Here is a 22,395-nt window from a genome sequence, read left to right on the forward strand (position 1 = left end):
CTGCCGGCGTTAGGGGAGTGCAATGAACTCGGTAATTACATCGACGGATAAGGCCAAGCCTGCCATGATTGATCCGTTCGGTCGTCACGTCACCTATCTTCGGGTTTCCGTAACGGACCGCTGCGATTTTCGCTGTACCTACTGCATGGCCGAAAACATGACCTTCCTGCCGAAGAAGGATCTGCTGACACTGGAAGAGCTGGATCGCGTCTGTTCGACCTTTGTGGATAAGGGCGTGCGCAAGCTGCGACTGACCGGCGGAGAGCCCCTTGTCCGCAAGAACATCATGAGCCTGATCCGCAACCTTTCGCGGCATCTGGAAACCGGGGCACTGGACGAGCTCACACTGACGACAAACGGCAGCCAGCTCGGCCGTTTCGCCGATGAACTCGCCGAATGCGGCGTCCGCCGCATCAACGTTTCCCTCGACACACTGGACCCCGAAAAATTTCGCCAGATCACCCGATGGGGAGATCTCGGCAAGGTGATGGACGGCATTGCCGCGGCGCAGGCCGCGGGCATCAAGCTGAAGATCAATGCTGTCGCGCTGAAAGACTTCAACGAGCACGAATTGCCCAGCATGATCGAATGGGCACACGGTCAGGGCATGGACTTCACGGTCATTGAAACCATGCCGATGGGCGAGATCGAATCGGATCGTACCCACCAATATCTGCCGCTCTCCGTCTTGCGCGAGCAGTTGGAAGCACGTTGGACGCTGCAGGACATTCCCTACAAGACAGGCGGTCCGGCACGTTACGTCGAGATCGCCGAAACGGGCGGTCGTCTCGGCTTCATCACGCCGCTGACCCACAATTTCTGTGAAGGCTGCAACCGTGTGCGCCTGACATGCACGGGCACGCTCTACATGTGCCTCGGCCAGGAGGATGCAGCCGATCTGCGCGATCCGCTGCGCGCTTCGGAAGGCAATGAAGCACTCTCCCTTGCAATCGATGAAGCGATCGGCCGCAAGCCGGAAGGACACGATTTCGTGATCGACCGCAACGCCCGTCCTTCGGTGGGTCGCCATATGAGCGTGACCGGGGGCTGACGGGCCATCGCCCGTCATCCCGACGCATCCTTTTCGCCGCAGGAGCATTGGCCTTCGAAGAGATCGAAGGAGAATATGCATATGCGCCTATGCCTCTCACAGATCGGCGGCATGACTCTGCTGATGATCGCAGCGCTTCTTGTCGGAGCGGCTTCCGCGGCGGCGGAAGATACGCTCACCTATCGGAACGACCGCTTTGGCACCGAGATCCGTTTCCCCACGGGGCTGTTTGATACGCTGACCTCGCCGCCGACCGATGGTGACGGCCAGACCTTCCTCGGCAAGGACAATGCGGAACTGCTCGTCTATGGCAGTCGTGGCCAAGACATGGAGAGCCTCGCAAGGGTGGCGCGCGAGCAGCTCGATGAGATTACCCTAGACCGTGTGACGCGAAACTGGTTTGCGATCTCCGGCTTCGATTCCCGCGGCAATGTCTTCTATCAGCGGACGGAAAGCGGTGCGGACGGCGTGCTTCATTCCGCCATACTGCGTTATCCACCGTCCCAGAAAAGCCGTATCGACCCTCAGGTCGGGCCAATCATGAACTCACTGTCAGGCCCCTGACCATACCGCCCGCTCATAGCTCTCTTTCGCCCTTTGCGTGGCTTTCGGCTATCCGAGCATGAAACCTTGGGGTAACGCTTTTGCAGACTGCCGCTTCGCGGTGCACTGACCGCGGAGTCGCGCTTTGCCGTTCCTATCCTTCTGGCATGACCGCCTGTCTTCCAACCTGAAAGCAGCGCTCCTGACACTGTTCGGGGTCAGTGCGTTCGTCGTGAACGATTCGCTCACGCGTGTCGCGGGCAATACCCTGCCCGTCAGCCAGGTCATGCTCCTGAGAGGTCTGTTTGCTTCGCTGACGCTTTTTATCTGGCTCAGAACAAAAGGCCCTCTTCCGCCCATTCGCGCGATGCTGGACCTGCGACTGCTGGCGCGCAATATACTCGACGGCACGGCGACCATTCTGTTTCTGATGGCGCTGGCGAAAATGCCTCTGGCCAACGTCTTTGCCATTCTACAGGGCATCCCGCTCGCGGTCACCGCTGCCGCTGCAATCCTGCTTCGCGAGCCAGTCGGATGGCGCCGATGGGGCGCGATCGGGATCGGGTTTCTCGGCGTTCTCATCTGCCTCCGTCCCGGTCCAGACGGCTTCAGCATCTACGCAATCTGCCTCCTGCTCAGCGTGATCTGCTCGGCGCTACGGGAGATCGTCACCCGCACCATACGGCCGGAACTGCCCTCCTCCGTCGTGTCCTTCGTGACGTCGATCGCCGTCGGCCTCTTCGGCCTTCTGATCCTTCCGTTCGAGACGCGGTCCTGGCAGACACCCGGCTGGGCCGAACTGCTGGCGCTCTTCTTCGCCGGCGTCTTCGTCATCCTCGGGCTGATTTCCACGACGGCAGCGATCCGTGGCGGCGACGTCTCGTTCGCGGCACCGTTTCGCTACGGCAATCTGATCGTCGCCATCCTCATTGGCTGGCTCTTTTTCGCCGAACTTCCCGATGCGCTGACGCTCATCGGCTCGGCGATCATCGTCGGCTCCGGTCTCTTCACGCTTTACCGCGAGAGGGTTCGAAAGGACGCGCAGCCTATCGCAGCGGAAAACATGGCGCGCGGCGCGCCCCGAGGTATTTGAGCACCGATCTCCTGCAATATTGAACGAAATGCTTGCAATCGGATCCAGAGACGCGAAATAATTGCAATCGCGGGACAACGCCATTTCCCTCCTTCCGCCACTAAAGGATAAGCACGAATGCAGCCGGCCGGCATTATTCTCGCGGGTGGAGAGGCTCGCCGAATGGGAGGCCGCGATAAACCTCTTCTGGAATTGGCCGGCAAACCGTTGATGGGCCATATCGTCGAGCGGCTTTCCCCTCAGGTCAGCTCACTTGCGATCAGTGCGAACGGCGATCCCGAACGGTTTTCCCGCTTTGCCCTGCCCGTTCTACCTGATGATACGCCGATGGGGCCACTATCCGGCGTATTGTCGGGCATGGACTGGGCGGCTTCCCTCGAAAATCCGCCAAGGCAGATCGTGACGATCGCCGGCGACACGCCATTCGTACCACGCGATCTGGTGCTCAGGTTCGATATCGCCGCCGAGGGGGAGGCAGAACGCATCGTTCTCGCCACCTCAAATGGGCGACGACATCCTACGATCTGCCTTTGGCCGGTCAGCTTGCGTCACGCCCTGCGCAGATGGCTTGCCGAGTCCGAAAGCTCCAAGGTGCTCGGGTTCATCCACCGCCATGACTTTTCTCTGGCCGATTTTCAAACGGCAGAAGACGCCGATCCTTTCTTCAACATCAATACGCCGGAAGATCTTGAGGCAGCACGTATACGGGCCGAAGACGAGTCATAGATGTGAGTGCCGTTAAGAAAGGCACTAAAACGGGATTGCCTTTTCCCTTCGCAGTCTGCGACTAATTCAGAATGCATAGATCGTGATGGCATCCCGCCTCACGACAAGCAGAAGGATTGCACCCATATGATGATACGCCGCACATTTCTCGCGCTCTCAGTTCTCGCTCTTTCCGTTCCGGCCGCTATGGCACAGGACAAGATGAACCTGAAAATCGGCAGTGAGGGCGCGTATCCTCCCTTCAACCAGCTGAACTCCAACGGCGAACTTGAAGGTTTCGATATCGATATCGCGAAAGCGCTCTGCGAAGAGATGAACGCCGAATGCGAATTCGTGACCCAGGACTGGGATGGCATCATTCCCGCCCTACAGGCCGGCAAGTTCGATGCGATCATTGCGTCCATGAGCATTACGCCCGAGCGCCAAGAGCAGGTCAGCTTCTCCGCTCCCTATTACATCAACTCGCTCCGTCTTGCTGTTCCAAGCGATGGCAATATCGAAGACGCATCCGCTGAGACCCTGGCTGGCAAGACCATTGGCGTCCAGCAGGGCACCGTCGCCGAGACGTACATGACCGAGAATATGGGCGACGTCAGCATCAAGCCCTATCCAACGCAGGAAGAAGCCTATCTCGATCTCAAGAATGGCCGTCTCGACGGCGTCGTGGCTGACTTCGGCGTACAGGACGAGTTCATCAAGCAAAATGATGGCTTTGAGGTCGTCGGCGAGCCTCTTCTGGAAGATGACCAGATCGCGATCGCCGTCCGTAAGGACGAGCAGGAGCTGGCCGACAAGTTCTCCGAGGCCATCAAGGCCATCCGTGAAAACGGCACCTACCAGGAGATCAACCAGAAGTATTTCGGCTTCGACATCTACGGCGAGTAATGCGATGCTCATCCCGGCCGACCCGAACGGGCCGGCCGGGCACCTCTCGTAAGCCAGCAAGGATCTAGTCGATGGAGAACAGCATCTGGCCACTCCTCGGTTTTGGGGCCGAGGGCTGGGGAGATCAACTTCTCTGGGGCGCGCTCCTCACAGTAACGCTGGCGCTTTCGACACTTCCTCTGGGTCTAACGGTCGGTTTCCTTGTCGCGCTCGGGCGCCGCAGTGAAGAGCGGTCGCTTCGTTTCAGCGCAACACTTTTCGCGACGATATTCCGCGGCCTGCCTGAACTGCTGACCCTTTTCCTGATCTATTACGGGGCCCAGCTCGGCCTCTCCGCCGGGCTTCAGGCAGCAGGCATCGAGACCGCAATCGAAATCAATGCCTTTTTGGCCGGCATGATCGCTCTCGGCCTCGTCTTCGCGGCCTATGCCAGCGAGGTCTTCGTATCGGCCTTTTCGGCGATTCCGGACGGTCAGGCGGAGGCGGCTCGCGCACTCGGCATCCGCAAGATGACGACAATGCGAAAGGTCATTTTTCCGCAACTGTTCCGTTTTGCCCTGCCCGGCCTCGGCAATCTATGGCTGATCCTGCTGAAGGATACGGCCCTTGTCTCCGTGATTGGCTTGTCGGACATTCTCCGTCAAAGCTCCATCGCGGCACGTGTTACGCAGCATCCCCTGCTCTTCTATGTGACCGCCTGTCTGCTCTACCTGACCTTCTCTCTCATTTTCACGGTTCTGATCGGCTGGCTGGAGAAGCGCTCCGATCGGGGGCTGATCCGGACATGAGCGCTTATCCCGCAAACACCGCAGACAACATCGCAGGCATGGCCCCGGCCTTTGGAATCGAGGCGCGCCCGGCCCCTGAGCCAAAGCCGCGCGGCTGGTCGTCTGCGCGGATTGGAGGCTACGCGGTCGCCGGACTCTGGCTTGCTCTTCTCGGTCTGCTGCTCGCCTACCTCATCAGCGTCTTTTCGCCCGACTTTATGATGCGGTACGGCCCACGCTATCTCGATGGCCTTTGGACGACGCTGCTCCTCGTCGGAATATCCGTTACCCTGGGCGGTCTTCTTTCCCTCCCCCTCGCTCTGGCGCGACTGTCGGGCAATGCGTTTTTAAACGGCGCCGCACTCAGCTATACGACCTTCTTTCGCGGCACGCCGCTCATCGCTCAGACCTTCCTGGTCTATTACGGGCTGGGGGCGCTGAATGACGAGTTGAAAGCCATTGGGCTCTGGTGGTTCTTCAGAGAGGCCTGGTACTGCGCGCTCTTCGCCTTCACCCTGCATACGGCGGCCTATCAGGCGGAGATCTTGCGCGGCGCGATCCGCACCGTTCCAAGCGGTCAGCGAGAAGCGTCCAAGGCCATGGGACTATCCCGCTGGACCACCTTCCAAAAGATCATCCTGCCGCAAGCTCTGATCGTCGCGCTCCGGCCTTACGGCAACGAGATCGTCCTGATGATCAAGGCGTCGGCCATCGTCGCCGTGATCACCGTCTACGACCTGATGGGGCAGACACGCTTCGTCTTCTCGCGTTCCTTCGACTTCCAGGCCTACCTCTGGGCGGCGCTGCTCTACCTCGCCGTGGTCGAAACACTGCGTCGGATATGGGACGTTCTGGAACAACGCCTCACACGTCATCTAAAACGATAACAAAGACTTGCCGGCGGAATCGGAATCGTTCCGCGAACGGCTTGAATCGATATGGGAGAATGAGCGGTATGGCCCGGACAGCATTTATCGGATTGGGCGTCATGGGTTTTCCAATGGCAGGTCACCTCAAGAAAAAGGGCGGGCACGACGTCACGGTCTACAACCGCTCCTCCGAGAAGGCCGCTCGATGGGTCGATGAATATGCTGGAGAGAAAGCCGATACGCCGCGTGCGGCGGCCGAGGACGCCGACTTCGTTTTTACCTGCGTCGGCAATGATGACGATGTCCGCTCGGTCGTCTTCGGCGACGATGGCGTTCTGGCCGGTATGAAAGCCGGTTCGATTCTCATCGACAACACGACCGCCAGCGCCATCCTCGCCGAAGAGATCGCCGCGAGCGCCGCACAGAAGGAGATCGGCTTTCTCGACGCCCCAGTTTCTGGCGGGCAGGCCGGAGCCGAAAACGGCGCGCTGACCGTGATGTGCGGCGGCGATCAGGCGACATTCGACGAGGCGCGCCCCATCATTGAAAGCTACGCCAGGATGGTCGGGCTGCTTGGCCCGAACGGAGCCGGCCAGCTTGCCAAGATGTGCAACCAGACAGCCATCGCCGGTCTCGTGCAGGGGCTGTCCGAAGCCATTCACCTCGCCAAGAAGTCCGGCCTCGATGTCGAAAAGCTGATCGAGGTGATTTCCAAGGGCGCGGCAGGTTCCTGGCAGATGGAAAACCGCTATGCCACTATGGCAGCCGGCGAGTTTGACCACGGCTTCGCCGTAGACTGGATGCGCAAGGACCTCGCCATCGTCCTGCAACAGGCGGACGAGGTGGGCGCAAGCCTGCCAGTTACGGCGCTCGTCGATCAGTTCTACAAGGACGTGCAGAAGATGGGCGGCCGACGCTGGGATACGTCGTCCCTGATTGCACGCCTTGAGGCAGCCGATAAAAACTGAGCGAGACGGATTATTCGCCCTTTTCCAACACCATGTAGTCGAGCGGCAATTCCGTCGTGTATTTGATCCGCTCCATGGCGAAGGCCGAGGAAACGTCGCTGATTTCGATCTTCTCGATCAGCTTGCGATAGAAGGTGTCGTAGGCGGCAATATCCGGCACGACGACGCGCAAAAGGTAATCAACCTCACCGCTCATCCGGTAGAATTCCTGAACCTCCGGGAAAGAGGTGATCACCTCGGCAAAGCGCTTGAGCCACTCGACCGAATGGGAATTTGTCCGGATGGAAACGAAGACGGTTACGGCCGTATTCACCTTGGCGGGATCGAGAATGGCCACCCGCCGCTGAATGACGCCTTCTTCTTCCAGTTTCTGGATACGCCGCCAGCACGGCGTAGTGGAAAGGCCCACTTTCTTGGCGACATCGGCAACGGCGTAGGTCGTATCTTCCTGCAAGATCCGCAGGATCTTTCGATCCAGTCTGTCCATCTTGTCCTCTGAGCGTTCTGGCGACGGAACGCGCCTTTTGCCGGAAAGCGTCAGGTCCGGCAAGCCGGCATCGGCGCAGGTCGGTGCCGTATTACTCCACGCAGTCGAGTTCCGCCGCGACGCTGCGCCTAAGTACCGGCAACAGTTCAGCCTCAAACCACGGGTTTTTTCGAAGCCATCCGGTGTTGCGCCATGATGGGTGCGGCAGCGGTATGACTGCCCGTCCTTGCTCCTCGCTTGTCACGGCAAGGATGGCCTGCCAGTTCTTGACGGTATCGGTCATGCGCGGCTGGCGGAGCGCCCCGAGGTGATAGCGCTGGCTATAGAGCCCGATGCTCAGGACAAGCCGTATATTCGGCAGCCGCGCCATCAAGCCGTCGCGCCATGTGGGCGCGCACTCCCGGCGGGGCGGCAAATCGCCGCCGTGACGATCATAACCCGGGAAGCAAAAGCCCATGGCTGCGATAGCGATCCGTTCGCTTTCATAAAAAGTCTGCCGGTTGATCCCCATCCACTCCCGGAGCCTGTCGCCAGACCTGTCGTTGAAGGATTGTCCGGTTTCATGGACACGTAGGCCCGGCGCCTGCCCGGCGATGAGGATGGTTGCGCTTTCGGACGCGCTCAGCGTTGGCCGCGGTTCGTGTGGCAAGGGCGCACCGAGCGGATCGTCCCGGCAGATCGTGCAGCGGCGAACCCTGCCCAGATAGTCCTCGAGGGAGGAACATTCCGGCAAAGCGCACGCCTCTTGCATCGAAGAAACCAATTCAGGCCTTGTAGCTCGGTCGGGATTGAAGGGTCTCGATATAGCGGACGACATTCGGGAGGTCGTCCGGCATGGTGATTTTTGCCGGCTTCATGAAACCCGCAGCCACCATGGCCGTGATATCGGCCACGCTGAACCGGTCGCCGACAAGAAACGCCCGTCCATCCAGATCAGCGTCGAGAAGGCGTAGATAGCGTCTGACGCGATCGCGGTTGGCTTCCCCCCATTCCTCGATCTGGGGCTTCTCCCATTCCTTCATGGCCGGGTGGGTATGGCGAAAGGCGTGGGCCGTCGGCAGAAAGAAATGCATCTCGATACGCCGCTGCCACATCTCGACCTGTGCGCGTTCGAGCGGGGTCGTGCCAAACAATGGCGGCTCCGGATGAAGCTCTTCGAAATACCGGCAGATGGCGATACTCTCAGTGAGAATCGTGCCATCATCCAGTTCCAGCACGGGAAGTGATTTGAGCGGATTGCGCGTTGCGACCTTCGGATTGCGATGCTCGAGCGCTCCCATATCCACCGCCTCGAGTGGAACCTCGATGCCCTTCTCCGCCAGATAGATCCTCACCCGTCTCGGGTTGGGCGCCATGCCTCCGTCAAACAACTTCATTGCATCCTCCTCCATGAATTCGTCCTGCTGCTCTAGCAGCTAGATCAAAGGCTGCGAAGCGCCACCGGAGACGTTGGAGGCTGCTGAAAGGACAAGGCCACCCGGCCCTCCTCGGCCACAGGAAAGGCTATCTTAACCGTGCTTATTCACTATTGGGGAGCACTGGCCTCTACCTTCGGATGAGCAGGTGCGGGTCCGGCCGAACTCTGTCACGTTGATGAAATGTCCTTTACCGAGATCGGCAGTGCCGACAAGATCATTGTCGATCGAACGAAGCGCTCGCGAAACGCGACACTGGCGCGCACTTTGCGCGAGCAACGGGACAAGATGCGCGAACGCGCCGGCGACGTGCATTTTGCCCGTACGCTTCTTCTCATCAATGCCCGAACCATCCGTTCGACCGCGCTGTTTTTCCCGGTCATCGCGCTCGCCGCTGCCGCTCTCGGCCATTATCGCGGCACCGTATCAATCGGCTTTCTCTGGGCGTTCGGCGCGATCCTGTTCTTTCTTCCGCGTCAGATCGTTGCCTGGCAGGTGCTGCGGCAAAAGGAAAGCAAGGTCGATCTGGCTGCCTATCGGCGCCTTTTCCGTCTGACCCATTTTCTGGCAAGCCTGCCATGGGTCGCTTTCATCTTCGTGCCGTGGCAGATCACCGGCGTCGCTGGCGACATGGTTTTCCGCGCCGCGACCGTTCTTCTCGTCATCGCTGCCAGCGCCTTCATCATGAGTGCCATCAGGGGCGCCCTTCTCCTGTCATTCGCTCCAGTGGTCGCAGCCTTCTGCTTCGTGGCCGTCCGAAATGGCGATCCGACCAGCGCCATGCTCGCATTGATGCTCATTGTCGGGCTGACATTCTTCATCTTCATGGCGCGCCAGTTGCACGCCAGCCAGTTGCTGGAAATCTCCTACCGCGCGGAAAAGGACTCGTTGATCGCAGAGCTCGAGACGGCCAACGGCATCTCCAATGAGGCGCGTCGCCGGGCCGAGGAAGCAAACCTCGCCAAGAGCCGGTTCCTGGCCTCAATGAGCCATGAGTTGAGGACCCCACTTAACGCCATTCTCGGATTTTCCGAGGTAATGGCGGAAGAAGTGCTGGGGCCGATGCAGAACGACACCTACAAGGAATATGCCGGCGATATCCACGCCTCGGGCAAGCATCTTCTCGAACTGATCAACGAAATTCTCGATCTCTCCCGCATCGAGGCCGGGCGTTATCAGATGAACGAGCAGCCCCTATCGCTAGCTCATATGATCGAAGCCTGCTGCCACATGGTCGAGCTCAGGATGCGCAACAAGGATGTGCAGCTCGACGTCAAGATCGAGGCGGGCTTGCCGCCGCTGATTGCGGATGAACGCTCGGTCCGCCAGGTTTTGCTCAATCTGCTTTCCAATGCGATCAAGTTCACGCCTGTCGGTGGTTCGATCACGGTGAAGGCCGGATGGACGACCAAAGGCGGACAGTACCTCTCGGTGACCGATGATGGCCCCGGCATCGCAGAGGACGAGATACCGATCGTGCTTTCCGCCTTCGGCCAGGGCTCGATCGCCATCAAGAGCGCGGAACAGGGTGCCGGTCTCGGTCTTCCGATCGTCCAGGCAATCATGCACATGCATGAAGGACAGTTCGCTCTTCGCTCCCGTTTGCGCAGCGGCACGACGGCACTGGCAAGCTTTCCGAAGAAACGCGTTGTGGTGGAGCCGCCCTCTCTTGCCGGGGAAGCGCCACTGCATGAGACGCCTGCGAAACCCGCCGACGAAGCGCTCGGCGTAGAGACGCACTCAGAGGTCTAGCGCCCCGGCAACGGCTGCAGTCGTGTTTACCGCCGTTTTGACAAGCCCCGCTCCAAGAGCCGCGGCGGCACCGTCGTCCGTATCGATGCCGTAATCGAGAAGCGGTGTCATGCCGAGCTTTCGGGCGGCTTTCTCCGCGCCCGGCTGACCGCCTGGATCCGCCAGGATACAGTGACCAGTGGTCATGGCATTGGCCTTGTGGAGAACCGCGACCGCTGCCAGCGCGGCACGGCCCGATATCACGACAGGCACATTCTCCAGCCGCGCGGCCAGCAGCAGTCCGACCATGGCTGCATATTCCCGCCCTCCGAGACGGCGCAGCGCTTCGAACGGGTCGGAAAGGTGGCCCTTATGGGTTCGAAGAGCCGCCTTTACCGTCTCGGCGCGCTTTCTGATGACCGGATCGTCACCTTCACCGATGAACATGTCGGCCGGTTCGCCCAGCATCGCCGTCAAAAGCGCAGCCGAGCATATTTCCGTCCCCTCACCCAGCGCGCCAATAGCCAAAAGGTCGGTCCCGCCAGCCATTGCCTCCATACCGAAGGCCATCGTCGCCGCGCAGCCCCGTTCGTCGAGAGCCGCCTCATTGCGAATGTCGGCGGTCGGATGATCCAGCGCCAGATCGAGAATGCGCAGGCCGACATCCTGAGCGATGCAGACACCGTTCACGACGCTGCCTCCAGTCGCGGCCAGATCGACTGCTGCCTGGGTGCGTGCGACGTCCCATGCCGTATCGCTCGCGGCGGCGTGGCCATGATTGCCGGCAAAGATCGCGCAAAGCGGACGCGTGACCGGTGACAGGGATTTTCCGGACCACGTTGCATACCATCTGGCGGTCGCGCCGAGACGCCCCAATTGCTGCTGCGGCGCCAGCGCATCCAGCGCTTTTTCGACCCAGTCGCCACCGGCGTGATCTGGGGCCGGCAACATTGTCAGCAGGTTGCGAAAATCATCGAAGGGAAGGCCAGATGCCATGAACTCTCCAAGGCTGCGGCTATATACGCAAGAAAATGATCGTCGCCACGGCCATACTGGCTCTTCAGGATATCGACAAGGGCAAGCCAAACTTGCGGCACAGGACGAGCGCCACCATCTAGAATCGAAAGACGAAGCCTGTGAGCCCTGCCCTGACACCCTGCATCAACATCTGTTCCATCGACGATGAATCGGCGCTCTGCATGGGTTGCGGGCGCTCACTGGCCGAAATCGCTGACTGGGGTAAACTCAAGACCAGCGAGCGACGTTCGATCATGATTCAATTGCCCACCCGTATGGAGGCGGCCGGGCTCCGTCCGGGGCGAAAGCTGATGAGGCTGATATCCAAATGCTGAAGTGGATCGCAATAGGCGGCCTGGGCGTGCTGCTTATCGTCTACATGCTGGAGTCCGGCATCATGGAGGCTTTCGGCCTGCCTGCCGAAGACGGTGCGGAAGTCATCTACCTATCATTGTGGGCAGCCATGCTTGCACCCGTCATTCTCTTTTCCGGCATGCCGTTCGGGCGCGTTTTCCGTAGCCTGGCGACCTGGGTGGTGATCGGCGTGGTGCTGGTCGTCGGCTATGAACGGCGGGATGAACTTCGCAATTTCGCCATGGATATCTCGGCGGGCTTGTCACCCGGCACACCCGTGACCTCCGTATCCGATGACGGCCGGACCACTGTGACCCTCAAGAAGGGCCTGGGAGGTCATTTTTACGCACAGGCCAATCTCGACAACGCCGAGATCCGGCTTCTTGTCGATACGGGTGCGACGACAACGACCTTGCGGGAAAGCGACGCGAAGCGGATCGGTATCGATCCACGGCAATTGCGCTTCGTGATACCGGTCATGACCGCAAACGGGCCGACCCTTGCCGCGCGGGCCAATGTTTCCCGGTTCGTGATTGGCGGCATCGAACGACGCGACGTTTCGGTAATGGTCGCTCGGGATGCCCAACTCGGTCAGTCCCTCCTTGGTATGAACTTTCTGGGCTCTCTTGAAGCTTTCGAGTTCCGGCAGGACCGCCTTGTTCTGAAGGGATAGGCTTGCGCTTCAGACCAGCGAATAGAAAAAGCGGGCCGAGACCAGCAAAAGGAAAAGGCCGAAACCGATCCGCATCGAGCGTTCCGGGAGACGGTGGGCGAGCGAGACCCCGACCGGCGCCATGAGAAGCGTGACCGGCACCACAATCGCGACCGTCAGAAAATTGACGAAGCCGAGGGAAAAGGGTGGCAGTCCACTTTCACCCCATCCCGCCCAGATATAGCCGAACAGTCCGGGCACCGCGATCAGCACGCCGACCGCGGCGGAGGTGGAGACCGCCTCCTTCATGGGTCGGTTGTAGAGCGTCATGAAGGTATTGGTCAGTACGCCCCCGCCAATGCCCATCAGCGCGGAGAGCAGACCGATCAGAAAGCCGACCACGCTCCGCCCTGCAATACCCGGCAATTGATTGCCAAGCGAAAAGTCCAGCCGGCCGGACAGCAATCGGATGGCGATCAGGATGGCGATCGTGGCAAAGATCGCGCGGAGTGTTGCCCCGGAGATGGAAGCCGTCACCGCACTAGCTGCCAGCGCCCCCAGCGGCACGGCGATCAGGAAGGTCTTCAGCAGAGCGTCATTCATCTGCCCATAGGCACGGTGAGAGAAGAACGACCGCAGGGAGGTGGCGACGATGATGGCAAGCGATGTGCCAACCGCCACATGCATTCGGACACCGTCGGCAATGCCCGCTATGCCAAGCATCTGATAGAAGACGGGCACAAGGATCGCGCCTCCGCCAATGCCGAACAACCCTGCCAAGAAGCCCGCAATGACGCCCGATATCAGAGTAAGGACGCCGAAACCGATGATCTCGGGCGTCAGAAGATCAATGTAACTCAAAAGCTGCGGCTCCCGCCGAAATGATAAAATGCACTATGCCACCGCTGCATCGGTGTCTGATGAGGCGAGATGCGGCGCAACCTCTTCGAAGGCTCGTTCGATGATCTCGGGACCTGCATCGTAACGCGTGGCATCGGTCGAGAGGATCTGTCTCCACCGCCTTGCACCGGGAACGCCGGAAAAGAGCCCGACCATATGACGGGTAACGGCCGAGAGCCTTGCGCCCTCTGCCCTGCGCTGCGCCGCATAACACATCATCGTCTCGATGATACGGGGCCAGTCCGGCTCCTCCTTGCGATCCCCCCACAGCGTATCCACCTCCGTCAGAAAAGCAGGCTCGCCATAGGCTTTGCGACCGACCATCACGCCATCCATGATGGTTAGGTGGTCCCGGATCTCGGCCATGCTCGCGATCCCGCCATTGATCCCGATGAACCAATCCGGATAGTCCGCCTTGAGTGCGTGTACGAGAGCATAATCCAGCGGAGGAATGTCGCGGTTCTCCTTCGGAGAGAGGCCTTTCAACCAGGCCTTGCGGGCATGAACCCAGAGAGCATCCGCCCCGCCCTCACGCATATGCCGCGCGAAATCCGGCAGCACTTCTTCGGCATTCTGGTCATCGACGCCAATGCGGCATTTCACCGTGACTGGCACCGTACCGGCCGCGTCCTTCATCGCCGACACGCAGCGTCGAACAAGGTCGGAATCACGCATGAGACAGGCGCCGAAGGCCCCGGATTGCACCCTGTCGGACGGGCAACCGACATTCAGATTGATCTCGTCATAGCCGAAATCGACACCGATGCGCGTGGCTTCTGCCAGCTTCTGCGGATCTGACCCGCCGATCTGCAATGCCAGCGGATGCTGAACCGTGTCGAACCCCAAAAGCCGTTCACGATCGCCATGGATGATCGCATCTGCCACCACCATCTCCGTGTAGAGCAGCGCCCGCCGGGTCAATTGCCGGTGAAAGAAACGGCATTCGCGCACCGTCCAGTCGATCATCGGCGCGACGGCAAAGATTGGTGAAGGGGATGACATAAACAGTTGAACCGGTGCGTTCAGAAAAATTCCGGAGGGTCGATCCGGCGCTTAAGCGCGCTCCCTATATCACGCCTCTTTGTCCAATGCACAGGCCGTTGGCCTGCCATCTCTTGCTCATCGGGCCTTAACGACTATAGAAACGCGCCAACGATAACGGCCACCTGCAAAGCCCTCCGGGCTCTTCTGCTGAAGGCTCAATGATCAATTCACCCGCCACATGAAAAAAGTCGAAGGGTTCGTTATGACGACGCGCAGTCTCTCGTTCATCGCTTTGTTTGCCGCCTTCATTGCCGTGCTCGGCCTCGTGCCGCCGATCCAGATCCCCGTCGTCCCTGTACCCATCACCGCGCAGACACTCGGCGTGATGCTGGCCGGAGCGATCCTTGGCGCACGCCGCGGGTTTCTGGCGGTCTTGCTCTTTCTTGTTCTGGTCGCGATCGGATTGCCGCTTCTGCCAGGTGGCCGGGGCGGCCTCGGTGCCTTTGCCGGTCCGTCGGCCGGCTTCCTCTTCTCCTGGCCGATCGGCGCCTTCGTAGTTGGCTGGATGGTCGAGAGGTTCTGGAGCCGCATGAACTTCTTCTGGATGATGATGGCGTGCGTCATCGGCGGTATCGTCGCCGTTTATCCGCTCGGCATCCTCTGGTTGTCCTACGCCACCGATATCTCGGTCCTCACCACCACCATCGGGTCGGCCAGCTACATTCCGGGTGACCTCATCAAGGCTGTAGTCGCCTCGGCCATCGCCCTGATGGTCCGACGTTCTTATCCTTTGATTGCGACGCGTGAGCGCTCCATGTCGTGAAACTGACGTTTTCCGGCACGACTTTAGAACGAAACCGCAAGACCGCGCTGTATCCCCTCGATCTGGAGTTAACGGAGCGGCGCGTCGGTCTGATCGGCGCGAACGGGTCGGGAAAATCGACCCTGGCCCGTCTCGCCGGGGGCCTGATACGCCCGTCCGGCGGAACGGTTCAGGTGGCCGGTTACGACACGGCAAAAGATGCGAAAGAAGTTCGCCGCATCACCGGGTTTGTCTTCCAGAACCCCGATAGCCAGATCGTCTATCCGGTCGTCGAGGAGGACCTCGCATTCGGCCTCAAAGAGCGTGGCTTTCCAAAGGCCGAGCATGCCGAGCGTATCTCCCGCGTGATGGAGCGACTGCGCATAAGCCACCTTCGCGGCCGCCTCGCCCACGAACTATCGGGCGGCGAGCGACAGCTTGTCGCTCTGGCGGGGGTACTCGTGACCGAGCCCGACCTGCTGATCCTCGATGAGCCGACGACTCTTCTCGATCTGCGGCACAGTCGGCAGATTTCAGAGCATGTCGCGGCCCTGCCCCAGACGGTCATCTTCGTCACGCATCAGCTTGAATTGCTCACCGAATTCGAACGCGTCATCGTACTGGATCAGGGCAGGATTATCGCCGATAGCGACCCCGACGACGCGATCGCCCGCTATAAAAAGGCGATGGCGTGATCAACGGCCTCTACCGCCCTGGCACGAGCCCGATCCATCGGATGCGGGCCGGGCTGAAAATGACGCTTCTGGCCGTGACATGCACGATCGTCTTTTTTCTGGATGTCTGGCCTCTTGCGGTCGTCCTGGCGTGTGCGGCAGCGCTTTATGCCGTCGCGCGCTTCGATATACAGACCGTGTATCGGCAGCTTCGTCCCGCCCTTCCCTTTATCCTTCTGCTGGCCTTGTTTCAGGTGTTTGCCGCCAGTTGGGTCGAAGCAGTCGAAACGATCCTGCGGTTCAGCAGTCTGATCCTTCTCGCCGCTCTCTTGTCGCTGACAACCTCGCCAGCCGCCCTTTCCGATGCGTTGCTTGCCGCCATGCGGCCGTTCAAGCGGTTCGGGCTGCCGGCGGAACAGATCGCGCTCGCCATGACGCTTGCGATCCGTTTCATACCCGTCATCACCCAGGCCTCCGAAGATGTGCGCGAAGCGCAACGGGCAAGAGGCGCGCGAACCGGCTTTTTCCGAAGTGCGGGTCCCACCCTGATCCGCACGCTTAAAATCGCCGATGAACTGGCCGAAGCGCTTGAAGCCCGCGGCTATGGTCTCGGCGCCAAAAGCAACGAGAAATAGGAAAGTCCGCCACGTCCTGCATTGATCCGGCGCTTGCCGTATAGCGCAAGAAATCCATCTTCCGCACAAAGCAGAAGAAACAGGACGATCATGACCCATTTCAACGAAGCAATACTGGCTGAACTGGCTCCGAAAGGCCCCCTGCGCGCCGCTATCAATCTCGGCAATGCCGCGCTCGCCCGAAAGCGCGATGACGGGACACTGGAAGGGATATCACCCGATCTTGCGCGGGAGCTGGCGCGTCAGACCGGCCGCGAACTTGAAACAATCGTCTATGAGGGCGCCGGCAAAGCGTTCGCCGATGCGCAGAATGACGTCTGGGACGTGGCCTTTCTCGCGGTCGATGAAAGCCGCGCGCAGAAAATTGACTACACGCCGGCCTATGTCGAGATCGAGGCGACTTATGCTGTCCGGTCCGATGCCCCTTTCCAGGAAATGGAACAGCTCGACGTACCGCACGCGAAAATTCTCGTCGCACAGAACTCGGCCTACGATTTGTACCTTTCGACCGAACTCGAAGCTGCGGAAATCGTCCGCGCCGAGACGCCAGCAGCCTCCCTCGACCAGTTCGACAGAGGCGGTCATGATGCTGTGGCCGGCGTACGGCAGACATTGGAGGCGCGCTATGGCGGGCGGGACGATATTCACATCCTTCCCGGCAGCATCACCTCGATCTATCAAGCCATGTGCGTACCGAAGGGCCGCCCGGCAGCGCTGGAGGCTCTGACCTCATTCGTGGAAGATGCGAAAAGGAGCGGCTTTGTCCATGAGCGGCTCGAGGCGAATGGCAACGGAACATTGAAAATAGCGCCAGCAGCCAAGTGATTTTCAGATTTTTTCCGCCCAAGAAAGATCAAATAAAAGCGAGGGAAAATGCAGCGCACCATCTTCGAACGCCGGGCGGAAATTTTTCTGGCGAAAGAAAGGTGAAACAAACCCAAAATCTTTCTTCGACAAGGCATGGCTAGCCGTCCCCTGCGTTAGTCTCGAACCTCCTGTTGCCAAGGGGTTCACAATCGTTATGGTGACAGAAATAGTCGTCTGATATCGCTCTTCAGGTTGGAGGCGCGGTCATTCGATACGTCACACGGGAGAGCGACGAAATATGACAAACAAACGACTTTTGACCCTTGCCGCCGGCGCCGCTGCCCTGGCTTTCAGCGCCAGTGGTGCGATGGCTCAGGACTCATGCGGCAGCGTTTCGATGGCCGAATTCGATTGGCCGTCCGGTGAATTGCTGGCCAATGTCGACAAGATTATTTTGGAAGAAGGCTATGGCTGCGACGTCCAGCTCGTAAATGGCGGGACAACGACCATTTTTGCCTCGATGAACGAGAAGGGCGAGCCGGAAGTAGCTGGCGAACTGTGGATCAACGCGGTTCGTGATCTGCTGGAAAAAGGCATCGACGAAGGCGAGCTTAAGATCGTCAATGACGGTCCGATCACCGGTCTCGGCGAAGGCTGGTGGGTCACGCCGAAATTCGCAGAAGAGCATCCCGATCTTGATACTGTCGAGAAGCTTCTCGAACATCCCGAACTGTTCCCCTACGCCGAAGATGAATCCAAGGGCGCTTTTATTGGCTGCCCGGCCGGTTGGGGCTGCCAGCTCATCAACGCCAACATGTACCGCGCCTTCGACATGGAAGAGAAGGGCTGGGAACTCGTCGATCCGGGTTCGGCGGCGGGCCTCGACGGCTCGATGGCCAAGGCTGCCGAGCGTGGAGAACCGTGGTTCGGCTATTACTGGGCGCCGACGGCGATGATCGGCAAATATGAGATGGTCCTGCTCCCGTTTGAGGTGGACTACGCCGGCGACGAGAATTGGAACGGCTGTATCGCTCTGGCGGAACAGGATTGCGAAGACCCGCAGAAGACCGCGTGGACCAAGTCGGAAGTCCGCACCGTGGTGACCGATGAATTCGCCGAGAAAGCGGGACCCGCGCAGGATTACCTGTCCAAGCGGATTTTCCCCGGCGAAATCATGAACAAGATGCTCGTCTACATGCAGGACGAGCAGGCCAGCGGCGAGGACGCCGCCTACTACTTCCTCGAAAACCACGAAGATATCTGGACGGAATGGGTCTCCGACGAGGTGGTCTCGAAGGTGAAGGAAGAACTGTAAGCCGACAACAGGCCGTCCGTTTCGCGGGCGGCCTGATTATCGTGGCGGGACTGGTTCGGCTGAAAATCAGATAAATGGGTGGGGCTTATGGAGTTCTTTGACGAATTCCCGACCATGGGCCGGTCGGATCTTCGTGACTTGAAGAAAGCAATCGATGGCGGTTTCCGCAGTTTCTCGCGCGCTTATGGCGAAGGGCTCGAAAACTTCTTTGATCCGCTTCTTCACTTTCTCGTCTGGTTTGAACGACTCCTGACCAATACCCCCTGGCCCATTGTGCTGCTGGTCATCTCCGGCCTCGTCTGGCTCGGTTCGCGGTCATGGGTCATGGTCGTTGGCACACTGATCTGCTTTTCAGTGATCGGTTACCTCGACATGTGGGAAGACACCATGGCCACGCTGGCGATCGTTTCCGTCGCCACGGCCATTTGCATTCTCATCGGCTTGCCCGTCGGCATCCTGATGGCCCGATCGAACAAGACGCAGGCGGCCATCACACCGATCCTGGACGTGATGCAGACCATTCCCAGCTTCGTCTACCTTATCCCGGTCGTAATGCTGCTTGGCATCGGCAAGGTGCCCGGCCTCCTGGCCGTTTGCATCTACGCCCTGCCCCCGATGGCGCGCCTCACCAATCTCGGCATCCGCCTTGTCGACAAGGAGGTGCTGGAAGCCGCGACCGCCTTTGGCGCCGATTATCGTCAGAAGCTTTTCGGTGTTCAGATTCCCCTTGCACTTCCCACCATTTTCGCCGGCGTGAACCAGACCATCATGATGGCGCTCTCCATGGTCGTCATCGCCTCGCTGATCGGGGTGGCCGGTCTGGGCGTGCCGGTGCTGCGCGCGGTCTCCAACCAATATCTGGCCCTCGGCCTGATGAACGGCCTCGCCATTGTCGCGCTGGCCATCATATTCGACCGTGTTTCACAACGCTTCGGCCAGCGCATGCAGGCTCACCGGGACCAGGGAGCGGGCCATTGAGCGAGAACATCACCATGGCCCCGGCCTCTCCGCCGGAAGAGACGAAGGTCTCGATCCGTAACCTCTATAAGATCTTCGGAGAGGACCCGAAATCCGTCATCGACGAAGTTCGGGCCGGAATTTCCAAGAGCGAGCTCCTGGAAAAGCACGGTCATGTCCTCGGACTGAAAAACATCAATGTCGATCTTCCGGCCAATCAGCTATCGGTTATCATGGGCCTTTCCGGCTCCGGCAAATCCACCTTGATCCGCCACGTTAATCGTTTGATCGACCCGACCGCCGGCGAACTGATCGTCGATGGCGAAAACGTTCTCGAATACGACCAGAAGCAGCTGAAAGAATTTCGCCGCCACAAGATCTCGATGGTATTTCAGCGCTTCGGCCTGTTTCCCCACCGGACGGTCGCCGAAAATGTCGCTTACGGGCTGACCGTGCAAGGGATCGACAAGAAGAAGGCCGTAGAGACGAGCCAGCGCTGGATCGACAAGGTCGGCCTTGCGGGCTATGGCGACCATTATCCCAATCAGCTATCGGGCGGCATGCAGCAGCGCGTCGGCCTCGCTCGCGCCCTCGCAACCGATGCCGAAATCCTCTTGATGGACGAAGCCTTCTCGGCGCTCGATCCGTTGATCCGCACCGACATGCAGAACCTGCTGCTGGAACTTCAACGGGATCTCCACAAGACCATCATCTTCATCACGCACGATCTCGATGAGGCGCTGAAACTGGCCGATATGCTCGTTATTCTGAAGGATGGCGAGGTCATCCAGCAGGGCGAGCCGCAGCACATCCTACTCCATCCGAGCGATCCTTACATCGAAGACTTCGTCGCCGACATCAACCGCGCCCGCGTTCTTCGTGTCCGCTCGGTCATGGAACCGCTGACGACCCCGGATTCCGCCCAGATCGCACGGGCTCAGTCCGGCGAGTATGTCATCGACCACGATCAGACGCTCGAAGACGTGATCGGCATATCGCGTGGCGATGTCAGCCACGACTACCTCGTCTTGCGCGATGGTACGCCGGTCGGCACTCTTCACATGAAGGATCTGGTCCGCGCTCTCGTGCCGCGGGTGCCGGCGAATGCGGATAGTGATAGTGAGGCGGCGGCCTAGCCGCCGTCACTGGCGCTCTGGATTAGTTTAGTTTTTGATCACGACCCGCATATTGCCCATACCGACCTGACGCGTCCACTTGAACAGCTGCGCGGCGTGGTTCGGATGAAGACGCACACAGCCATGAGAGGCGGGACGGCCGAGCGAACGGACGGCACCTGTCCCATGAATGGCGTACCCACCGTGAAAGAAGATCGAATAGGGCATGGGCGACATGTCGTATTTGCGGCTGTACCACTGCCGATGCATACGCTTCGCTGAGTAGGTGCCTCGCGGTGTGTAGTAACCTCGACGCGCCGTAGAGACCTTCCATCTGCTCAGCACGCGCCCATTCTTGAGCACCGTCATGCGCTGTTGGGAGATATCGATCTGTGCAACCAGCCTGGCGGCCGATGCGGACAGTGGACTGACAAAAATAAGAAGTGCGGCGAAAAACGCGACATAAATCGACTTCATGAGAACCCTCACACAACCATTCGTACATCCCTTACGCCTCTGCACGCTGCCAGAAATTGAACATGCTTTCATCACAAAACTGCCTTAAAGTAGGCCGTGGCCATTTCGTCATTGACGAGAAATTCGAGACGTAATTCGTAAATCTCTGTAAATAAAAGCGTTTTCTATCTTTTCTCAAGGTCCCGCATGTCCGTTCAAACTTTCGTGAGCGTATCCGCTGACGGTTCCCATGGCTGACCCCGACATTATTTTTGCCGCCCTCATTGCAGTTGGATTTGCGGCAGGGCTTATCGATGCGATTGCAGGAGGCGGCGGTCTTCTCACAATTCCCGCGCTTCTGATCGCCGGCCTGCCGCCTGTCACGGCGCTCGGCACGAATAAGCTACAGGCCATGTTCGGCTCCGGCTCCGCCTGCTTGCGCTATGCCCGCGCCGGAAAGCTCGACTGGGCATTGTGGTGGCCGTTCGCCTTTGTCTCAGGTTTGGCGGCCATGGGGGGCGCGGCGCTGGCCGGGGTTCTCTCACCCGCTGTCCTCTCGACCCTCCTGCCCTTCTTCCTGATCGTGATCGGCGTCTGGTTCGCCTTCCGGCGAGAGCCGGAAGAGATCGCAATCGAACGCCCTCGCCTCGGTCGCACCACCTTCGGCATCACCGCCGTTCCATCGATCGGTTTCTACGACGGATTGTTCGGGCCAGGTACGGGATCGTTCTTCGTTCTCGCCTTTACGACTTTGCGCGGACAGACCCTTCTTCGCGCTACCGCCCACACCAAGCTCATGAACTTCGCCTCCAATATAGGCGGTCTCGCAGGGTTTCTCGCGCTTGGAGCGGTCGACTGGCGGATCGGGCTATCGATGGGAGTCGCCCAGTTCGTCGGCGCGCGCTGCGGGGCCGCGCTCGCCATCCGTGGAGGCGGCTGGCTCATTCGTCCATTGCTGACGCTGATCTGCCTGGCCACGGCTCTCAAGCTCCTGTCGGATCAGAACCATCCGGTCGGGCGCTTCCTTCTCGGCTTGATAAGCTGATTATTATTGGCGGGTTTTACCCTTTGCTAAGACGGCGATAACCGCAAAGTAACGAAGACGCCCTACAAAGGAAGACGAAGCGGACAGCCCGCTTCGACGCCCCGGATCAGGTATTGCGTACCGGGGCTCGGTACCTTCGCCATAGTG

At 59.6% G+C, this 22,395-nt stretch carries 26 protein-coding genes; 19 read left to right on the forward strand and 7 right to left on the reverse strand.

Annotated elements, in window-relative coordinates; all coding sequences use genetic code 11:
• Nucleotides 1-22 precede the first annotated feature (22 nt).
• The 8 genes from moaA (at nucleotide 23) to D8780_RS07675 (ending at nucleotide 6,902) form a co-directional block, all read left to right on the forward strand.
• Nucleotides 23-1,051: a GTP 3',8-cyclase MoaA gene (gene moaA / locus D8780_RS07640; RefSeq protein ID WP_121645062.1), complete on the forward strand. Its 1,029-nt coding sequence runs from the start codon at nucleotides 23-25 to the stop codon at nucleotides 1,049-1,051.
• An 81-nt stretch (nucleotides 1,052-1,132) separates the two neighbouring features.
• Nucleotides 1,133-1,615: a hypothetical protein gene (locus tag D8780_RS07645; protein ID WP_121645063.1), complete on the forward strand. Its 483-nt coding sequence runs from the start codon at nucleotides 1,133-1,135 to the stop codon at nucleotides 1,613-1,615.
• 124 nt (nucleotides 1,616-1,739) lie between these two features.
• Nucleotides 1,740-2,687: a DMT family transporter gene (locus D8780_RS07650; RefSeq protein WP_121645064.1), complete on the forward strand. Its 948-nt coding sequence runs from the start codon at nucleotides 1,740-1,742 to the stop codon at nucleotides 2,685-2,687.
• A 117-nt stretch (nucleotides 2,688-2,804) separates the two neighbouring features.
• Nucleotides 2,805-3,413 carry a molybdenum cofactor guanylyltransferase MobA gene (gene mobA / locus D8780_RS07655; protein WP_121645065.1) on the forward strand — a complete coding sequence of 203 codons (609 nt, stop codon included), beginning with the start codon at nucleotides 2,805-2,807 and terminating at the stop codon, nucleotides 3,411-3,413.
• 126 nt (nucleotides 3,414-3,539) lie between these two features.
• Nucleotides 3,540-4,298 (forward strand): transporter substrate-binding domain-containing protein, encoded by a 759-nt coding sequence (locus D8780_RS07660; RefSeq protein ID WP_121645066.1) that lies wholly within the window; start codon nucleotides 3,540-3,542, stop codon nucleotides 4,296-4,298.
• A 71-nt stretch (nucleotides 4,299-4,369) separates the two neighbouring features.
• A complete protein-coding gene (locus tag D8780_RS07665; RefSeq protein WP_121645067.1) occupies nucleotides 4,370-5,086 on the forward strand; it encodes an ABC transporter permease in 717 nt (238 codons plus the stop codon).
• 38 nt (nucleotides 5,087-5,124) lie between these two features.
• Nucleotides 5,125-5,952 carry an ABC transporter permease gene (locus tag D8780_RS07670; RefSeq protein ID WP_121646441.1) on the forward strand — a complete coding sequence of 276 codons (828 nt, stop codon included), beginning with the start codon at nucleotides 5,125-5,127 and terminating at the stop codon, nucleotides 5,950-5,952.
• A gap of 68 nt (nucleotides 5,953-6,020) precedes the next feature.
• The gene (locus D8780_RS07675; protein ID WP_121645068.1) at nucleotides 6,021-6,902 is read left to right on the forward strand and encodes an NAD(P)-dependent oxidoreductase; all 882 of its coding nucleotides are present in this window, start codon (nucleotides 6,021-6,023) and stop codon (nucleotides 6,900-6,902) included.
• Nucleotides 6,903-6,912: 10 nt separating this feature from the next.
• On the opposite strand, the gene D8780_RS07680 is transcribed toward D8780_RS07675, so the two are convergent.
• From D8780_RS07680 to D8780_RS07690, 3 genes are all read right to left on the reverse strand, one after another.
• Nucleotides 6,913-7,389 carry an Lrp/AsnC family transcriptional regulator gene (locus tag D8780_RS07680; protein WP_121646442.1) on the reverse strand — a complete coding sequence of 159 codons (477 nt, stop codon included), beginning with the start codon at nucleotides 7,387-7,389 and terminating at the stop codon, nucleotides 6,913-6,915.
• Between the two features lie 91 nt (nucleotides 7,390-7,480).
• Nucleotides 7,481-8,140 (reverse strand): uracil-DNA glycosylase family protein, encoded by a 660-nt coding sequence (locus D8780_RS07685; RefSeq protein ID WP_121646443.1) that lies wholly within the window; start codon nucleotides 8,138-8,140, stop codon nucleotides 7,481-7,483.
• Between the two features lie 13 nt (nucleotides 8,141-8,153).
• On the reverse strand, nucleotides 8,154-8,765 hold the full coding sequence (locus D8780_RS07690) for a glutathione S-transferase family protein (protein ID WP_121646444.1): 612 nt from the start codon (nucleotides 8,763-8,765) through the stop codon (nucleotides 8,154-8,156).
• A 222-nt stretch (nucleotides 8,766-8,987) separates the two neighbouring features.
• On the opposite strand from D8780_RS07690, the gene D8780_RS07695 reads away from it, so the two are divergent.
• On the forward strand, nucleotides 8,988-10,556 hold the full coding sequence (locus tag D8780_RS07695; RefSeq protein WP_121645069.1) for a sensor histidine kinase: 1,569 nt from the start codon (nucleotides 8,988-8,990) through the stop codon (nucleotides 10,554-10,556).
• Here D8780_RS07695 and D8780_RS07700 read toward each other — a convergent pair.
• A complete protein-coding gene (locus tag D8780_RS07700; RefSeq protein WP_121645070.1) occupies nucleotides 10,545-11,531 on the reverse strand; it encodes a nicotinate-nucleotide--dimethylbenzimidazole phosphoribosyltransferase in 987 nt (328 codons plus the stop codon). The genes D8780_RS07695 and D8780_RS07700 overlap by 12 nt on opposite strands.
• A 140-nt stretch (nucleotides 11,532-11,671) precedes the next feature.
• Between D8780_RS07700 and D8780_RS07705 the strand changes: the two genes are divergently transcribed.
• Together D8780_RS07705 and D8780_RS07710 are read left to right on the forward strand one after the other, a co-directional pair.
• Nucleotides 11,672-11,887: a DUF1289 domain-containing protein gene (locus D8780_RS07705; protein WP_121645071.1), complete on the forward strand. Its 216-nt coding sequence runs from the start codon at nucleotides 11,672-11,674 to the stop codon at nucleotides 11,885-11,887.
• A complete protein-coding gene (locus D8780_RS07710) occupies nucleotides 11,881-12,579 on the forward strand; it encodes a retropepsin-like aspartic protease family protein (RefSeq protein ID WP_121645072.1) in 699 nt (232 codons plus the stop codon). Before D8780_RS07705 ends, D8780_RS07710 begins: the two co-directional genes overlap by 7 nt.
• Before the next feature lie 9 nt (nucleotides 12,580-12,588).
• On the opposite strand, the gene D8780_RS07715 is transcribed toward D8780_RS07710, so the two are convergent.
• Together D8780_RS07715 and dusA are read right to left on the reverse strand one after the other, a co-directional pair.
• The gene (locus D8780_RS07715; protein ID WP_121646445.1) at nucleotides 12,589-13,410 is read right to left on the reverse strand and encodes a sulfite exporter TauE/SafE family protein; all 822 of its coding nucleotides are present in this window, start codon (nucleotides 13,408-13,410) and stop codon (nucleotides 12,589-12,591) included.
• A 42-nt stretch (nucleotides 13,411-13,452) separates the two neighbouring features.
• Nucleotides 13,453-14,460 carry a tRNA dihydrouridine(20/20a) synthase DusA gene (gene dusA, locus D8780_RS07720; RefSeq protein ID WP_121645073.1) on the reverse strand — a complete coding sequence of 336 codons (1,008 nt, stop codon included), beginning with the start codon at nucleotides 14,458-14,460 and terminating at the stop codon, nucleotides 13,453-13,455.
• A 244-nt stretch (nucleotides 14,461-14,704) separates the two neighbouring features.
• Here dusA and D8780_RS07725 point away from each other — a divergent pair, with 244 nt between their 5' ends.
• The 7 genes from D8780_RS07725 to D8780_RS07755 all read left to right on the forward strand — a co-directional run bounded on the left by D8780_RS07725 (nucleotide 14,705) and on the right by D8780_RS07755 (nucleotide 20,768).
• Nucleotides 14,705-15,265 (forward strand): biotin transporter BioY, encoded by a 561-nt coding sequence (locus tag D8780_RS07725; RefSeq protein ID WP_121646446.1) that lies wholly within the window; start codon nucleotides 14,705-14,707, stop codon nucleotides 15,263-15,265.
• A complete protein-coding gene (locus D8780_RS07730) occupies nucleotides 15,262-15,939 on the forward strand; it encodes an energy-coupling factor ABC transporter ATP-binding protein (protein ID WP_245412294.1) in 678 nt (225 codons plus the stop codon). Before D8780_RS07725 ends, D8780_RS07730 begins: the two co-directional genes overlap by 4 nt.
• Complete coding sequence (locus D8780_RS07735) at nucleotides 15,936-16,553, forward strand: energy-coupling factor transporter transmembrane component T family protein (RefSeq protein WP_121645074.1); 618 nt, start codon at nucleotides 15,936-15,938, stop codon at nucleotides 16,551-16,553. Before D8780_RS07730 ends, D8780_RS07735 begins: the two co-directional genes overlap by 4 nt.
• Nucleotides 16,554-16,643: 90 nt before the next feature.
• Nucleotides 16,644-17,378 carry a transporter substrate-binding domain-containing protein gene (locus D8780_RS07740; protein WP_121645075.1) on the forward strand — a complete coding sequence of 245 codons (735 nt, stop codon included), beginning with the start codon at nucleotides 16,644-16,646 and terminating at the stop codon, nucleotides 17,376-17,378.
• Nucleotides 17,379-17,658: 280 nt separating this feature from the next.
• Nucleotides 17,659-18,675 (forward strand): ABC transporter substrate-binding protein, encoded by a 1,017-nt coding sequence (locus D8780_RS07745; RefSeq protein WP_121645076.1) that lies wholly within the window; start codon nucleotides 17,659-17,661, stop codon nucleotides 18,673-18,675.
• Nucleotides 18,676-18,762: 87 nt separating this feature from the next.
• Nucleotides 18,763-19,653, forward strand: a complete 891-nt coding sequence (locus D8780_RS07750) for an ABC transporter permease (protein WP_121645077.1) — start codon at nucleotides 18,763-18,765, stop codon at nucleotides 19,651-19,653.
• A gap of 14 nt (nucleotides 19,654-19,667) precedes the next feature.
• Nucleotides 19,668-20,768 (forward strand): quaternary amine ABC transporter ATP-binding protein, encoded by a 1,101-nt coding sequence (locus D8780_RS07755; RefSeq protein ID WP_121646448.1) that lies wholly within the window; start codon nucleotides 19,668-19,670, stop codon nucleotides 20,766-20,768.
• Nucleotides 20,769-20,795: 27 nt separating this feature from the next.
• Here D8780_RS07755 and D8780_RS07760 read toward each other — a convergent pair whose 3' ends face one another.
• Nucleotides 20,796-21,224, reverse strand: a complete 429-nt coding sequence (locus tag D8780_RS07760; protein ID WP_121645078.1) for a L,D-transpeptidase — start codon at nucleotides 21,222-21,224, stop codon at nucleotides 20,796-20,798.
• Between the two features lie 229 nt (nucleotides 21,225-21,453).
• On the opposite strand from D8780_RS07760, the gene D8780_RS07765 reads away from it, so the two are divergent.
• Nucleotides 21,454-22,248, forward strand: coding sequence for a TSUP family transporter (locus D8780_RS07765; RefSeq protein WP_121645079.1), 795 nt, complete (start codon nucleotides 21,454-21,456; stop codon nucleotides 22,246-22,248).
• The last annotated feature ends 147 nt before the right edge of the window (nucleotides 22,249-22,395 follow it).

Origin of the sequence: Notoacmeibacter ruber, assembly GCF_003668555.1 — a bacterium.
Taxonomy (GTDB): Bacteria; Pseudomonadota; Alphaproteobacteria; order Rhizobiales; family Rhizobiaceae; genus Notoacmeibacter; species Notoacmeibacter ruber.